Source organism: Rhodopseudomonas sp. BAL398 (genome assembly GCF_033001325.1).
In the GTDB taxonomy this organism is placed as follows: Bacteria; Pseudomonadota; Alphaproteobacteria; order Rhizobiales; family Xanthobacteraceae; genus JARJEH01.
This window is the reverse complement of the sequence record NZ_CP133111.1, coordinates 1,992,919-2,006,509: the sequence shown is the minus strand read 5'-3', so window position 1 is coordinate 2,006,509 and position 13,591 is coordinate 1,992,919. Positions and strand designations below refer to the sequence as shown.

Annotated in this window: 12 protein-coding genes; 9 read left to right on the top strand and 3 right to left on the bottom strand. The window is 64.1% G+C overall.

Annotation, left to right across the window (positions count from 1 at the left end; all coding sequences use genetic code 11):
- Positions 1–25 precede the first annotated feature (25 nt).
- The 4 genes from RBJ75_RS09640 (at position 26) to RBJ75_RS09625 (ending at position 4,136) form a co-directional block, all read left to right on the top strand.
- Complete coding sequence (locus RBJ75_RS09640; protein ID WP_201776311.1) at positions 26–538, top strand: 2Fe-2S iron-sulfur cluster-binding protein; 513 nt, start codon at positions 26–28, stop codon at positions 536–538.
- The gene (locus RBJ75_RS09635; protein WP_044410502.1) at positions 535–1,515 is read left to right on the top strand and encodes an FAD binding domain-containing protein; all 981 of its coding nucleotides are present in this window, start codon (positions 535–537) and stop codon (positions 1,513–1,515) included. Before RBJ75_RS09640 ends, RBJ75_RS09635 begins: the two co-directional genes overlap by 4 nt.
- Entirely contained in the window at positions 1,512–3,716 is a 2,205-nt protein-coding gene (locus RBJ75_RS09630) for a xanthine dehydrogenase family protein molybdopterin-binding subunit (RefSeq protein WP_044410499.1), read from the top strand. The genes RBJ75_RS09635 and RBJ75_RS09630 overlap by 4 nt, the downstream gene beginning before the upstream one ends.
- 102 nt (positions 3,717–3,818) lie before the next feature.
- Positions 3,819–4,136: an addiction module antidote protein gene (locus RBJ75_RS09625; RefSeq protein WP_044410497.1), complete on the top strand. Its 318-nt coding sequence runs from the start codon at positions 3,819–3,821 to the stop codon at positions 4,134–4,136.
- A gap of 59 nt (positions 4,137–4,195) precedes the next feature.
- Here RBJ75_RS09625 and RBJ75_RS09620 read toward each other — a convergent pair whose 3' ends face one another.
- The 3 genes from RBJ75_RS09620 to RBJ75_RS09610 form a co-directional block, all read right to left on the bottom strand.
- Entirely contained in the window at positions 4,196–4,567 is a 372-nt protein-coding gene (locus RBJ75_RS09620) for a hydrogenase maturation nickel metallochaperone HypA (protein ID WP_044410494.1), read from the bottom strand.
- Between the two features lie 106 nt (positions 4,568–4,673).
- On the bottom strand, positions 4,674–6,848 hold the full coding sequence (fdhF, locus tag RBJ75_RS09615; RefSeq protein WP_044410493.1) for a formate dehydrogenase subunit alpha: 2,175 nt from the start codon (positions 6,846–6,848) through the stop codon (positions 4,674–4,676).
- Between the two features lie 44 nt (positions 6,849–6,892).
- Entirely contained in the window at positions 6,893–7,441 is a 549-nt protein-coding gene (locus RBJ75_RS09610; protein WP_044410491.1) for a 4Fe-4S dicluster domain-containing protein, read from the bottom strand.
- Between the two features lie 439 nt (positions 7,442–7,880).
- On the opposite strand from RBJ75_RS09610, the gene RBJ75_RS09605 reads away from it, so the two are divergent.
- The 5 genes from RBJ75_RS09605 to hyfE are packed head-to-tail and all read left to right on the top strand — an operon-like array spanning position 7,881 to position 13,589.
- Positions 7,881–8,504 (top strand): 4Fe-4S dicluster domain-containing protein, encoded by a 624-nt coding sequence (locus tag RBJ75_RS09605; RefSeq protein WP_044410489.1) that lies wholly within the window; start codon positions 7,881–7,883, stop codon positions 8,502–8,504.
- Between the two features lies 1 nt (position 8,505).
- Positions 8,506–10,521, top strand: a complete 2,016-nt coding sequence (hyfB, locus tag RBJ75_RS09600; protein ID WP_044410487.1) for a hydrogenase 4 subunit B — start codon at positions 8,506–8,508, stop codon at positions 10,519–10,521.
- Between the two features lie 9 nt (positions 10,522–10,530).
- A complete protein-coding gene (locus RBJ75_RS09595) occupies positions 10,531–11,469 on the top strand; it encodes a respiratory chain complex I subunit 1 family protein (RefSeq protein WP_044410484.1) in 939 nt (312 codons plus the stop codon).
- 16 nt (positions 11,470–11,485) lie between these two features.
- Entirely contained in the window at positions 11,486–12,925 is a 1,440-nt protein-coding gene (locus RBJ75_RS09590; RefSeq protein ID WP_044410481.1) for a hydrogenase 4 subunit D, read from the top strand.
- Positions 12,926–12,944: 19 nt separating this feature from the next.
- On the top strand, positions 12,945–13,589 hold the full coding sequence (gene hyfE / locus RBJ75_RS09585) for a hydrogenase 4 membrane subunit (RefSeq protein WP_234707396.1): 645 nt from the start codon (positions 12,945–12,947) through the stop codon (positions 13,587–13,589).
- Positions 13,590–13,591 lie beyond the last annotated feature (2 nt).

The window sequence follows — 13,591 nt, the reverse complement described above, 5'->3', positions numbered from 1 at the left end:
ATCAGCGTGTTGGGGAGGTATTCGAATGGAGTCCCCAATGCCACTCATTATCAATGAACGAGAGCATGCGCTCGGAGACGATCCGCGCACCAGCCTGCTCGATTTCTTGCGCCGCGATTGCGGCCTGACCGGAACCAAGAAAGGTTGCGATCACGGCCAGTGCGGCGCCTGCACCGTGCTGGTCAATGGCCAGCGGATCAATTCCTGCCTAACGCTGGCGATCATGCATGACGGCGATAGCGTCACTACGATCGAGGGGCTGGGCACGCCGGACAATTTGCATCCGTTGCAGGCGGCCTTTGTCCGCCATGACGGCTATCAATGCGGTTACTGCACGCCGGGGCAGATCTGCTCGGCGCAGGGCATGCTGGCGGAAGCCGAGCTGGGATGGCCGAGCTACGTCAGCGACGATCTGACCGCCGAGGTGACGCTGACGCCCGACGAGATCCGCGAACGGATGAGCGGCAATCTGTGCCGCTGCGGCGCCTATTCGAACATTGTCGACGCCATCGTCTACGTGAAGGAGGGCGGACATTGAAACCCTTCGCATATAGCCGTGCCGATCGGCTCGATCGCGCCACGCAATTGGCCCAGGATGGCGGCCGGCTGATCGCCGGCGGCACCAATCTGCTTGATCTGATGAAATTGGAAGTCGAGACGCCCGACGCGTTGGTCGACATCAATCGCCTGCCGCTCGGCGGCATCGAGGCCGAGGGCGACGGGCTTCGGATCGGCGCGCTGGTGAGCAATAGCGCCTGCGCCGCGGACGCCCGCATCCGTCGCGACTATCCGGTGCTGGCACGCGCGATTCTCGCTGGCGCGACGTTTCAGCTGCGCAACAAGGCCACCACGGCCGGCAATCTGTGCCAGCGCACGCGGTGCTACTATTTCTACAACACCGACATGGCGTGCAACAAGCGCGAGCCGGGCAGCGGCTGCTCGGCGATCGGCGGCGCCAATCGAATCCACGCGGTGTTGGGCGCCAGCGAGCACTGCATCGCCACCTATCCGGGCGATATGGCGGTCGCCCTTGCGGCCCTGGATGCGACGGTCGAGATCGCAACGGCCGATGGCGGCAAGCGCAGCGTGGCGGTGCGCGGTTTCCATCGCCTGCCGGGCGATGCGCCGGACAAGGACAATGTGCTGGAGCCCGGCGAGGTGATCACCGCCGTCGTGCTGCCGACGCCGGCCGGCGGGCGGCAGCTCTATCGCAAGGTGCGCGACCGGTCGTCCTACGCCTTCGCGCTGGTTTCGATCGCCGCGATGGTGCGGATGGACGGCGCGACGATCAGCTCCGCCGCGCTCGCCTTCGGCGGGCTGGCGCACAAGCCCTGGCACGATCCGCGGATCGACGCGCTGCTGACCGGCGCCGCGCCATCGGACGCGCTGTTCGACAAGGCGGCCGACCTGCTGCTCGAAGGGGCGGCCGGCCATGGCGATAACGACTTCAAGATTTTGCTCGCCCGACGCACGCTCAAGGCCGTGCTGCGCGACGCCACAGGAGATGCCGCATGACCCGCACGCTGACAATGGACCGGCCCGACGAGCGCAACCGGCTCGACCTAATGCATCAAGGTGTGATCGGCAAGCCTCTGGACCGACCGGACGGGCCGGCCAAGACCACCGGCACCGCCACCTATGCGGCCGAATATCCGATCAGCGGTTGCGTTGAGGGCGTGATCGTCACCGCGACGATCAGCAAGGGCGAGGTTACGGCGATCGACGACAGCACAGTCTTGAGAATGCCCGGCGTGATCGCCGTAATTTCCGACGAGCGGATGACCGCGCGCTCGGCGCAGGGCGGCGCCGGCAAGGCCCCGGTCCAGAAGGTGCGGCAGGTGGAATTTTTCGGCCAGCCGATCGCCGTGGTGGTCGCCGAGACCTTCGAGCAGGCGCGCGATGCGGCCAAGCAGCTGCAAGTGAGCTATCGGGCCGATGACGACGTGGCCGTCGACCAGCACGCACGGGATGTGCCGCTGGAAAGTCAGGACGGCGCCACCACCCAGGGTGACCTGGGAAAGGCAATGAGCGAGGCCGCCGCTGCGGTCGACGCCACCTACACCACCGAATCCCACAACAGCGCGGCGATGGAGCCGCATGCCAGCATCGCGCACTGGGACGGCGATACGCTGACGCTGTATTCCAGCCTGCAGATGCTCAAATACAACGTCAAGGAATTGGCCGACTCGCTCGGGCTCGCCCCCGACAAGGTGCGCCTGATCGCGCCTTATGTGGGCGGCGGTTTCGGCTCGAAGCTCGGCATCAGCGTCGAGGGCACGGCGGCCGCGGTCGCCGCGATGAAGCTGGAACGGCCGGTACGCGTGGTGCTGTCGCGCCAGCAGGTGTTTCAATGCGTGACGCGCCGCTCCGAGACCTCGCAGCGGCTCCGTCTTGCTGTTGATCGTGACGGGCGCCTGACCGGATTTGGCCATGAAGCGCGCGTGTCGAATCTGCCCGGAGAGACATTCGCCGAGCCGGTGACGCAGGCCAGCGAATTTCTCTACGCCGGTGAAAACCGGACGCTGAGCGTCGATCTGGCACGGATTCATGTTCTGACAGCCGGATCGGTCCGCGCGCCGGGCGAGGCGGTGGGGATGCAGGTGCTGGAATCGGCGATGGACGAACTCGCTAACGCCATCGGCATTGATCCGGTCGAATTGCGGCTGCGCAACATCCCCGAACGGCATCCGAGCCAGGACATTCCCTACGGTTCGCGCAAGCTGGCCGAATGTCTCAAGCAAGGCGCGGCGCGCTTCGGCTGGGACGGCGCCAACCGCAAGCCGGGCATGAGGCGCGAAGGCGAGTGGTGGATCGGCACCGGGATGGCGAGCGCCGCGCGGGTCCACAATCTCAACGAGGCGCAGGCACGGGTGACGCTGCATGCCGACGGCAGCGCGGTCGTCGCCAGCGATATGACCGATATCGGCACCGGCAGCTACGCCATTCTCGGCCAGATCGCCGGGGAGATGCTCGGGCTTGATCCGAAGCGGGTCGCGGTGCGACTGGGCGATTCGGCATTCCCGCCGGGGTCGGGCTCGGGCGGCAGCTGGGGCGCGGCGTCGACCGGCTCGGCGGTGTTCGAGGCCTGCGAGGTGATCCGCCAGCAGCTCGCGGACCGGCTCGGCTGCGCCGAGGACCAGCTCAAATTGCAGGACGGCTTCGCCGAGACCGGCAACCGGCGCGTCGCCTTGGCTGAACTACTCGACGGCGAGGAGATCGAGGAAATCGGTCACTTCAAGGCCGGCAAGATCGCCGATGCCTTTGCCGCCGCGATGTATGGCGCGTTCTTCGTCGAAGTCGCGGTCAATGCCTATACGGGCGAAACAAGGGTGCGGCGCTTCAACGGCACTTTCGGCCTGGGCCGCGTGCTCAACGCCAAGACCGCGACGTCGCAATGCATGGGCGGCATGGTCTGGGGCATCGGCAGCGCGCTGACCGAGGAAATGGTGTTCGACAAGCGCGACGGCCATCTGGTCAATCCGGACTTTGCCGAATACCACGTGCCGGTCAATCTCGACGTGCCGCATCTCGACGTGGTGCTGCTCGAGGAGCGCGACCCGGCGGCGAGCCCGCTTCAGGCTAAGGGCGTCGGCGAGCTCGGCATTTGTGGCGCGGCCGGCGCGATCTGCAACGCAATCTACCACGCCTGCGGCGTCCGCGTGCGCAGCTTCCCGATCACGCCCGACAAGATCCTCGCCGGCCTGCCGGAGCCGTAGCAATTCACGGCTTGGCGCGATCGCGGGTGATCTTGTCCTGGGTGGTCCCGACAGGGATATTCGCAGGGCCAAGGCCATCGCAGACGAATTGGAAGACTGAGGATGAAGGTCAGCAAGCTCAAGAAGTTCGATGCCGCCGAGCATCTTCGCACGCCGGCGGCGCGCGCGGAATATCTCAACCTCGTGCTCGCCGATGGCGATCCCGCCGAAATCCGCGACGCCCTCAATCTCGTCGCCAGAGCCCAGGGCATGAGCGCGATCGCCAAGGCCGCCGGGGTGACCAGGGAGGGGCTTTACAAGACGCTCGGTGAGAATGGCAATCCGGAGTTCGCCACCATCCTGCGGGTCTTCCGGGCGATGGGAATCCGGCTGACGGCAGAACTGGCCGAAGCCAAGCCGAAGAAGAAAGCCGTGGCGTAGGCGGTCGATGCGTTGGCCGGCCGAGCGGCTGTGTGACCACAACCGGCATCGTTGCTGGGCTACAGCGCGTTCTGCTTCAGATCGATCTGGCCCTGGATCTCCATCTCGATCAAACGCATCTGGGTGCCGCCGGAGGCGTCGAGGCGATTGCCGCCGCAACTCGGGCAAATATCGAGTCGGCTGGAGACCGTGACCTCGGCGCCGCAATCCAGGCATTTGGCCTGGCCCGGCGGCCGGTCGATCTGCAACACGACGCCGTCCAGGAAAGTGTCCCGGGTGGAGATTTCAAACGCATAGCGCAGCGCGTCCGGATCGAGGCAGCTCAAAAGGCCGATCTCGAGGCGCAGCCGCTTCACCATCGCAAAGCCCCGGCGAAGGCGCTCATCTTCAAGCTGGCCGATGATCTGCTCGCAAATTGTCATTTCGTGCATGGCATTGGTCCGGTGGATCGGTGTGGAAACCTTGGCCGCCGGAGCATCCGCCCCCTTTGGGGGGGCGGACGCTCCGGCGGTCGAGGCTCAGGAGGTAGCTGTTGATTTAGGCGGGTTGAACCACCTTGCTGGCGTCAGCCGGGCTGGCGGCTGCCGCAAGACGCTGCTTCAGGCCGGTGTAGTCCTGCTGCACTTTCGACTCAGCCCAGACTTGATCGGCGATGGCTTCGACGCGCACCGCGGCGAATTTGTATTCCGGCGTCTTGGCGATCGGGTCGACGTGATGCACGGTCAGCTCGTTGCACGCGCCGATCCACCATTGGTAGGTCATATAGACCATCCCGAGATTGGTGCGGTCGGTCAATTTCGCGCGTGAAATGATCTTGCCCCGACGCGAAACGACGTAGACCAGCTGGTCGTCCTTGATTCCGAGCTTCTTGGCGTCGGCCGGGTTGATGGTGACATAACCCGGCTCGTCCGCGAGCGCAGTGAGGGCGGCGCAGTTGCCGGTCATCGAGCGGCAGGAATAGTGCCCGACTTCGCGGACCGTGCAGAGGCCGAGCGGGAATTCCGCGTCGACCTTCTCCAACGGCGGACGCCATTCGGAGGCGAACAACAGGCCCTTTCCGCTCTTGGTCTGGAACTTGTTGCCTTCGTAGAGATACTTCGTGCCCGGGCTCTTTTCGTCGAGGCAGGGCCACTGGATGTAGCCCAGTCCGGACAGCCGCTCATAGGTCGCGCCGGTGTAGAGGTCGCACAGAGAAATCATCTCGGTCCAGACTTGCTCGGCGCTGTTGTACTTCATCGGATAACCCATAGCGGTCGCGAGCAGGCTATAGATCTCCCAGTCGTGCTTGACGTCGCCCTTGGCGCTGACCGCGGTGTAGAAGCGCTGGAAGCCGCGATCGGCCGAGGTGAACACGCCGTCATGCTCGCCCCATGAGGTGGCGGGCAGGATCACATCCGCATACATCGCCGTCTTGGTCATGAAGATGTCCTGGACGATGATGAAGTCGAGCGCCGCAAAGCCCTTGCGTACCGCGTCGAGGTCCGGCTCGGTCTGGGCCGGGTCTTCGCCGAAGATGTACATCGCCTTCAGCTTGCCGTCCTCGGCGGCGTGCGGCACGTCGGTCAGCGACATGCCGATCTTGTCGGGCAGGCTCGGCACGCCCCAGGCCTTGGCGAACTTCGCCCGCGCGGCCGGATCGGTGACGTATTCATAGCCGGGGAACACGTTCGGCAGCACGCCCATGTCGCAGGCGCCCTGGACGTTGTTCTGGCCACGAACCGGGCCGACGCCGACATTCGGACGACCGAGATTGCCGGTCAGCAGCGCCAGGCCGGACAGCCCCTTCACCACATCGACACCCTGGCCCCATTGGGTGACGCCCATGCCCCACAGGATCGTCGCCGACTTGGCGGCGGCGTACATCCGCATCGCCTTGCGGATCTCCGATGCCTTGATGCCGGTGATGTCTTCAACGTATTCGGGCGTGTATTTCTCGACGGTCTTCTTGTATTCGTCGAAACCTTCGGTGAAATTTGCCACATAGTCTTTGTCGTAAAGGTTTTCGGTGATCAACACATTGGCGAAAGCATTGACCAGCGCCATGTTGGAGCCGTTCTTCATGCCGAGCCACATGTCGGAGATGCGCGCGGTTTCGATGAAGCGCGGATCGCAGGTGATGATCTTGGCGCCCTTTTCCTTGGCCTTGATGATGCGACGCGCGACGATCGGATGGCTATCGGCCGCGTTGTAGCCGAAGCACAGGATGCAGTCGGTATCCTCGATCTCGCAGATCGAGTTGCTCATGGCGCCATTGCCGAGCGTAACCATCAGGCCCGACACCGACGGACCGTGGCAGACGCGGGCGCAGCAATCGATATTGTTGGTTCCGATCACCGCGCGGGCGAATTTCTGCGCGATGTAGTTCGATTCATTGCCGGTGCCGCGCGACGAGCCGGTCAGCATGATCGAATCGGGGCCGTGCTTCTTCTTGATGTCGCCGAGCCGCTTGGCGGTGTAGGCGATGGCCTCGTCCCACGACACCGGTTCGAGCTCGGCATCGCGGCTGCGACGGATCATCGGCTGACGCAGCCGGGGCGTGAGGATCTTGGTGTCGTTGATGAAGTCCCAGCCGTAATAACCCTTCAGGCACAATTCGCCCTGATTGGTCACGCCGTCGAGTGGTTCGGCGCCGACCACCTTGTCGTTCTCGACGAGCAGGTTGAGCTTGCAGCCGGAGCCGCAATACGGACAGACAGAAATGAATTTTTCCATGGTTTAACCTCGTGAGTGGTCGCGATGAGTTGGCGTGGCTGAGTTCAGAGTGCGGTGCCGGTGAGCGCGGCGCCGAGCGCGGAGCGGTGCCGGCGCTGATTCTGCAGCTCCGTCATCATGTCTTCGTCCATCACGCGCAACGCCGCGGTCGGGCAAACTTCGATACAGGCCGGACCTTGGTCGCGGTTGATGCATAGATCGCATTTGTGCGCTTCGGCCTTGACGCCGTCGGCGACCTTGAGCCCCGCGAAGGTGCGTTCGATCGGATGGGTGACGACTTCCATCACGCCGAACGGGCAGGCGACGACGCAGGTCTTGCAGCCCAGGCAACGTGACTGATCAACCTGCACGGTGCCGGCGCTATAGAAGATGGCTCCGCTCGGGCAGGCGTTGAGGCAGGGCGCATCCTCGCAATGGTGACAGGTCACGGGCGTCGAGACCGTGCCGGTGAGCATCAGCTTGAGGCGCGGCGCGAAGTTGGCGGGGGACAGAGCCCCCACCGCGTTCGACGGCTCATGCGCAAGCACACAGGCGACCTCACAGGTATGGCAGCCGATGCACTTGTTGGGTTCGCAGACAATGAAACGGTTCATTCTCGGTATCTCCACGTAGGCGACGTCCGCGGATCACGGCCGGGCGGCAATCTCCGCACGGCTCGTTTCGCGTGGCGGCTTGGTTGCCCACACGTCACCCCCGCCACTAATCAAGAATGCTTATCGATCAATAAAGCAAAGATATGGGCGCGTGTGTTGCAGGTATGCGCCATGTAAATCTCGATTAGTTGCTTAGAGTTGATCTGAGTCAAAGATCATTCGCATGGGACGTAGTCGAAAATAAGATGTTTCATTTCGAAATATCGGAGTATCTCTCGAATCGGACGAAGCGAATACTTCAATAGACTTAAACTGTTAGGCAATTGTTCTTGGCTCATCAGTTTCCCTTATCACCCGCCTTCGAGCGTGACTCCACGTCACGCCGTGGCACCCGACGGCGGTCACCGTCCGGGTCAGCCAATTACTTGGAGAGACGGACATGAACCGTTTTGTCATCGCGGACCCCGGGCGATGCATCGGCTGCAACACCTGCATGGCGGCTTGTTCGTCGGTGCATATTGCGGTCGGGTTGCAGGCGCTGCCGCGGCTTACCGTGACGCGGACGTTTGAAGTCACCGCGCCGATCCTGTGTCGGCATTGCGAGGACGCCCCCTGCGCCCGGGTCTGCCCGGTCGACGCGATCAAGCTCACCGGCGACCAGGTCGAACTCAACGAACAGAAGTGCATCGGCTGCAAGCTGTGCGCGATCGCTTGTCCGTTCGGCGCGATCACGCCCTCGGGCACGCCGATCTCCGGCGTCGCGGGCATCAAGATCGGCTTCCCGACTCACTCGGCGGCGCTCAACCCGATGCTGGCCTGGGACATCGGGGTGAAGGCGGTCGCGGTGAAGTGCGACCTTTGCGAATTTTTGGAGACCGGGCCGGAATGCGTTCGGTCCTGTCCCACCGACGCTTTGCGGATCGTCAACGACATCGGGCTCGACGATTCGAGCGCCGCCAAGCGGCTGGCCAGCGCTGTCGCCGGCGCCGCGCTGAATACGGTCGGTTTTGACGCTCCGACCACCGGCCCCCGTCCAGCGCCATCGACTGAGGAGCGCAACTGACATGACCCCGATCCAGCTATTATGTGCCTCGCTCGCCTGTTCGCTGGTTGCCGCCTGTGGCAGCCTGCTGTTCGCGCGGCTCGAGAAATTGGCGATCTTCGTGTCCGGCGCCGGCGGCCTTCTTGCCGCAGTGCTCGGCGCTGTTGCCGGCGCCTCGGTGCTGAGCGGAACGCCGGTCGTCCTCGACGTCGCCGGGCCGTTTCCCTTCGCTCACTTCATCTTGAGGCTCGACGCGCTGTCGGGGCTGATGGTGCTGGTGATCTCGGCGCTCTCGGCGGTCGCCTCAATCTACTCCTTCTCTTACGTGCGCGAATATACCGGGCGCGGCGTCGGCGCGATGGGGTTCTTCTTCAACGTCTTCGTCGCCTCGATGCTGCTGGTGGTCGTCGCCGATAACGCCTTCTGGTTCCTGGTGTTCTTCGAGATGATGTCGCTCGCCTCGTACTTCCTGGTGATCTTCGATCAGGACGAGGAGGCGGTGTCGGCAGGCTTCATCTACTTCCTGGTGGCGCACGCCGGATCGGTGGCGATCATGGCGGGCTTCTTCCTGATGGCCAACGCTGCGGGCTCGATGGACTTCGCGGCGTTCCGCGCCACGCATCCGAGCGCGCTGGTCGCCTCGATCGTGTTCGGCCTGTCGCTGCTCGGCTTCGGCGCCAAGGCGGGCATGATCCCGCTGCACGTCTGGCTGCCGCGCGCCCATCCCGCCGCTCCGTCTCACGCCTCGGCGCTGATGTCCGGCGTGATGATCAAGATCGGCGTGTTCGGAATTCTTAAGGTCGGCGTCGATCTGCTCGGCGGCGGCGTGTTGTGGTGGGGCATGGCCGTGCTGGCGCTCGGCGCGATCTCCTCGGTGCTGGGCGTGATCTACGCGCTTGCCGAACACGACATCAAGAAGCTGCTGGCCTATCACTCGGTCGAGAATATCGGCATCATCATGATGGGCGTGGGGACCGGCATGATCGGCCTTGCCACCCATCAGCCGCTGGTCGCGATGCTCGGACTGCTGGCCGGTCTGTATCATCTGGTCAACCACGCCGTCTTCAAGGGCCTGCTGTTCCTCGGCGCCGGCGCCGTGATCTTCCGGCTGCATACCAAGGACATGGACAAGATGGGCGGGCTGGCCCGCACCATGCCGTGGACCTCGGCGTGCTTCCTGGTCGGCGCGCTCGCGATCTCGGCGATCCCGCCGCTCAACGGCTTCGTCTCGGAATGGTTCACCTATCAGGCGCTGTTCGCCGCCGCGCTCAACGGCACGTTCCTGGTGAAGTTCGCCACGCCGATCGCCGCGACGGCGCTGGCCTTGACCGGCGCGCTGGCGGTGATGTGCTTCGTCAAGGCCTATGGCGAGATGTTCTCCGGGCTGCCGCGCAGCAAGAAGGCCGAACAGAGCAGCGAAGTGCCGGCGCCGATGATCATCGGCATGGTGCTGCTGGCCGCCGCCTGCGTCGGCCTCGGTCTGGCCGCGCCGCTGGTGGTGCCGGTGATCGGCGGCATCGCCGCGGCGATCCTGCACATGCCGGAGGCGGTGTTCGCCAATGGCACTATCGTGATCCCAGGGGATGCCGGCCGCGCCGCGCTCTCGACCCCGCTGATCGCCTTGCTGCTGCTCGGCCTCGCCACGGTGCCGCTGGTGATCAGCGCGATGTTCGCCGGCGCCCGCGCCAATCGCCGACGCACCGCCGAACCCTGGGCCTGCGGCTATCTGCCGGACGCGCAGATGACGGTGACCGCGCATAGCTTCGCCCAGCCGATCCGGATGTTCTTCGCGCCACTCTATGCGGTGCGCAACAGCGCCGCCGCGGCTTCGAAGGTCATCGAGCATGGCTTCTGCGGCGTCGTCACCGCAGCTCGGCGAACCGAACCGATGTTCGACCGCTTCCTCGTCACCCCGACGGTCGGCCTCGTCAACGGCCTCGGTCACCGCGTGCAGGTGCTGCAAAGCGGCGATCTATCGACCTACTGCCTCTACATCGTCGCGGCGCTCGCGGCCCTCCTCCTCATTACGCTGCGTTAGGAGAGAAACGTGCCAACCCTCACTCAATTCCTACTGGCGCTGGTGCAGGCCCTGTTGCTGCTCGCAGCCGCCCCGTTGTTCACCGGCCTGACGCGCATGTTGCGCTGTAAGATGCACACCCGCCAAGGACCTGGCGTGCTGCAAGACTACCGCGACATCCTCAAGCTGCTGCGGCGGCAGAATCTGCAGCCGCCCGCCGCGGGCTTCGCGTTCCGCATCATGCCCGCGGTGATGATCGCCACGCTGCTCACCATCGCCATGGCTCTGCCGGTGCTGACCCGCACCACGCCGATCCCGGGCTTCGGCGACATCATCACGGTGATCTATCTGTTCGCCCTGGTGAGGTTCTTCTTCTCACTCGCCGGCCTCGACTCCGGTTCGTCTTTCGCCGGCATCGGCGGCAGCCGCGAACTGACCCTCGGCGTGCTGGTCGAGCCGACCCTGGTGCTGTCGCTGCTGGTGACGGCGCTGCTGGTAGGAACCAGCGACATTGGCGCCATGGGCACAGCGATTTCGGTCGGTCATATCGGCGAGATCGGGGCGGTGGTGATTTCCGGCGTGGCCTGCGCATTCGCCTGCTACTTCGAACTCGGCAAGCTGCCCTACGACATGGCTGAAGCCGAGCAGGAGCTGCAGGAAGGCCCGCTGACGGAATATTCCGGCCCGTCGCTGGCGTTGCTCAAGATCGCCCTGGGGATGAAGCAGCTGCTGATCCTCGCCTTCGTCTTCGCAATCTTCATTCCCTTCGGCAGCGCCGCCGACACCAGCCCGCTTGGGCTCGCGCTCGGCGCCGCCGCCTTCGTCGTCAAAGTCGGCGTGATCTGCATGCTGCTTGGCGTCATCGAGAACAGCGTCGCACGGGCTCGTTTCCGCCTGACGCCGCGGCACAGCTGGTTCGGCCTCGGCATCGCGTCGCTCGGTTTCGTCTTCTACCTCGTTGGCATGTGAACCAAGGAATAATGACATGATCAACCTTGCGCTCGCAAGCATCCTCCTCCCAGCCATCGGCGCTGCGCTGATCGCTCTGCTCCCGCGATCATTCGCCAAACGCACCGGCCAGGTCTTTGCCGGCCTGGCGACGGCGGTCCTGCTCGTCCTTGCCTATCAGTTCTCGCAAGGCGGCAAGGTGGCGATCGAATACGCCATGATCACCTATGGCGACGTCGAAATCCTCGGCTTCGCGGTCGACACCGTCTCGGTGCTGGTCGCCTGCGCCGTGGTCGGCATCGGCTTCCTGATCTCGATCTATTCCGGCGGCTATCTCGACGCCGGCAATCGCGAGCATCCCGATATCGTGCGGCGGCGTTACTTCGCCTTCCTCTCGCTGTTCATCGGCGCGATGGCGGGGCTGGTGTTCTCCTCCACGGTGATCGGCCAGCTGGTGTTTTTCGAAATCAGCGGCGTCTGCTCCTGGGCCCTGATCGGCTATTACGAAAAGCCGAAATCGCTGTACTCGGCCGCCAAGGCACTGATCATCACCCATATCGCCTCGCTCGGCCTTTATGTGGCGGCGAGCCTGCTGTTCCTGGAGACCCACACCTTCTCGCTGTCGGCGATCGCCGGCATGTCGGACGGCCTCAAGACCGTATTCCTGCTGGCGGTGCTGTTCGCGGCCTGGGGCAAGTCGGCGCAGCTGCCGTTCCATATGTGGCTGCCCGACGCCATGGAAGCGCCGACCCCGGTCAGCGCCTATCTACACGCCGCCTCGATGGTCAAGGTCGGCGTCTACATCTTTGCCCGCGCGCTGATGTCCTCGCACGGCGCGCCGGAAATCGTCGGCTATGTCTGCACCATCATGGCGACGGTGACGCTGGTCTACGGCTTCTTCATGTATCTGCCGCAGGCCGACATGAAGCGGCTGTTGGCTTACTCCACCATCACCCAGCTCGCTTATATGTTCCTGGGTCTTGGTCTGTCGGTGTTCGGCTCGCAGATGGCCTTCAACGGCGCGATCGCCCATCTGTTCAATCACGCCTTCGCCAAGACACTGTTCTTCCTGGTGGCCGGCGCGCTCAGCTACACCACCGGCACCCGGTTGCTGCCGCTGCTGCGCGGCATCCTGTCGAAATCGCCACTGCTCGGCATCGCCTTTGTGGTGGCGGCGCTGGCGATCGCCGGGGTTCCTCCGTTCAACGGCTTCTTCTCGAAGTTCGAGATCTTCGCCGGCGGGTTCGAGGTCGCCCAACAGCATCCCGTGCTGATGGTGCTGCTGGTGATCGCGCTGCTCGAATCGATCGGCAGCTTTGCCTGGCTGCTGAAATGGGTTGGATGGTCGGTCCCCGGCCGTCCGTCCGAGGCGGTGGCCGCGGCAGCGCCGGTGCCGTTGTCGATGCAGATCGTGTTGGTGACGCTGATCATCATGGCGGTGTGCTCAAGCTTCATCGCCGCAACTTGGCTCGGTTAGGACAATGACGATGTCTGGAATGCAGATCGTAAACGGCCTTTCTGGCCTGTTAATAGTCACTTCGCTGCTGGTGGTGGTGTCGCACAAGCCGGCGACGTCAGCCAAATTCTACGCGCTCCAGTCGCTGGTGCTGGTGGGCGTGTTCGTGGCCTTGGCGGCGACGATCGACTCGCCGCAGCTCTACGCATGGGCGGCGGTGGCCTTCGTCACCAAGGTCGTGGCGGTGCCGCTGATCATGATCCGCGCCTTCGGCAAGCTCTCGGACGAGCGGTTGGGGTCGGGAGAACGGATCTCTCCGGCGCTCACTGTCGGGCTGGCGGCAGGCGTGGTGCTGTTGTGCACGCTCATCATCTCGCATGTCGCGCTACCGACGGCGATCGCGATCAAGCCGGCGCTGGCGATATCGCTCGCACATTTCTTTTTCGGGCTCGCCTGTATCGTGACCCAGCGCAATATCCTCAAGCAGGTGTTTGGCTATTGCTTGATGGAGAACGGCTCGCACTTGACCCTGGCATTGCTGGCGGGAAGTGCCCCCGAACTCGTTGAAGTCGGCATCACCACCGACGCCGTCTTCGCCGTCGTCATCATGGTCATCCTGGCCACTCAGATAAATCGCAAAATGTCGACACTCGACGCCGACCAACTCACCACTCTGAAGGGATGACG

What these genes read in the sequence shown, in the direction of transcription:
- RBJ75_RS09590 (WP_044410481.1), top strand. Translation starts at nt 11,486, where the DNA reads ATGATCAACCTTGCGCTCGCAAGCATCCTCCTCCCAGCCATCGGCGCT.
- hyfB (WP_044410487.1), top strand. Translation starts at nt 8,506, where the DNA reads ATGACCCCGATCCAGCTATTATGTGCCTCGCTCGCCTGTTCGCTGGTT.
- RBJ75_RS09630 (WP_044410499.1), top strand. Translation starts at nt 1,512, where the DNA reads ATGACCCGCACGCTGACAATGGACCGGCCCGACGAGCGCAACCGGCTC.
- RBJ75_RS09620 (WP_044410494.1), bottom strand. Translation starts at nt 4,567, where the DNA reads ATGCACGAAATGACAATTTGCGAGCAGATCATCGGCCAGCTTGAAGAT.
- RBJ75_RS09625 (WP_044410497.1), top strand. Translation starts at nt 3,819, where the DNA reads ATGAAGGTCAGCAAGCTCAAGAAGTTCGATGCCGCCGAGCATCTTCGC.
- RBJ75_RS09610 (WP_044410491.1), bottom strand. Translation starts at nt 7,441, where the DNA reads ATGAACCGTTTCATTGTCTGCGAACCCAACAAGTGCATCGGCTGCCAT.
- RBJ75_RS09640 (WP_201776311.1), top strand. Translation starts at nt 26, where the DNA reads ATGGAGTCCCCAATGCCACTCATTATCAATGAACGAGAGCATGCGCTC.
- RBJ75_RS09605 (WP_044410489.1), top strand. Translation starts at nt 7,881, where the DNA reads ATGAACCGTTTTGTCATCGCGGACCCCGGGCGATGCATCGGCTGCAAC.
- hyfE (WP_234707396.1), top strand. Translation starts at nt 12,945, where the DNA reads ATGCAGATCGTAAACGGCCTTTCTGGCCTGTTAATAGTCACTTCGCTG.
- fdhF (WP_044410493.1), bottom strand. Translation starts at nt 6,848, where the DNA reads ATGGAAAAATTCATTTCTGTCTGTCCGTATTGCGGCTCCGGCTGCAAG.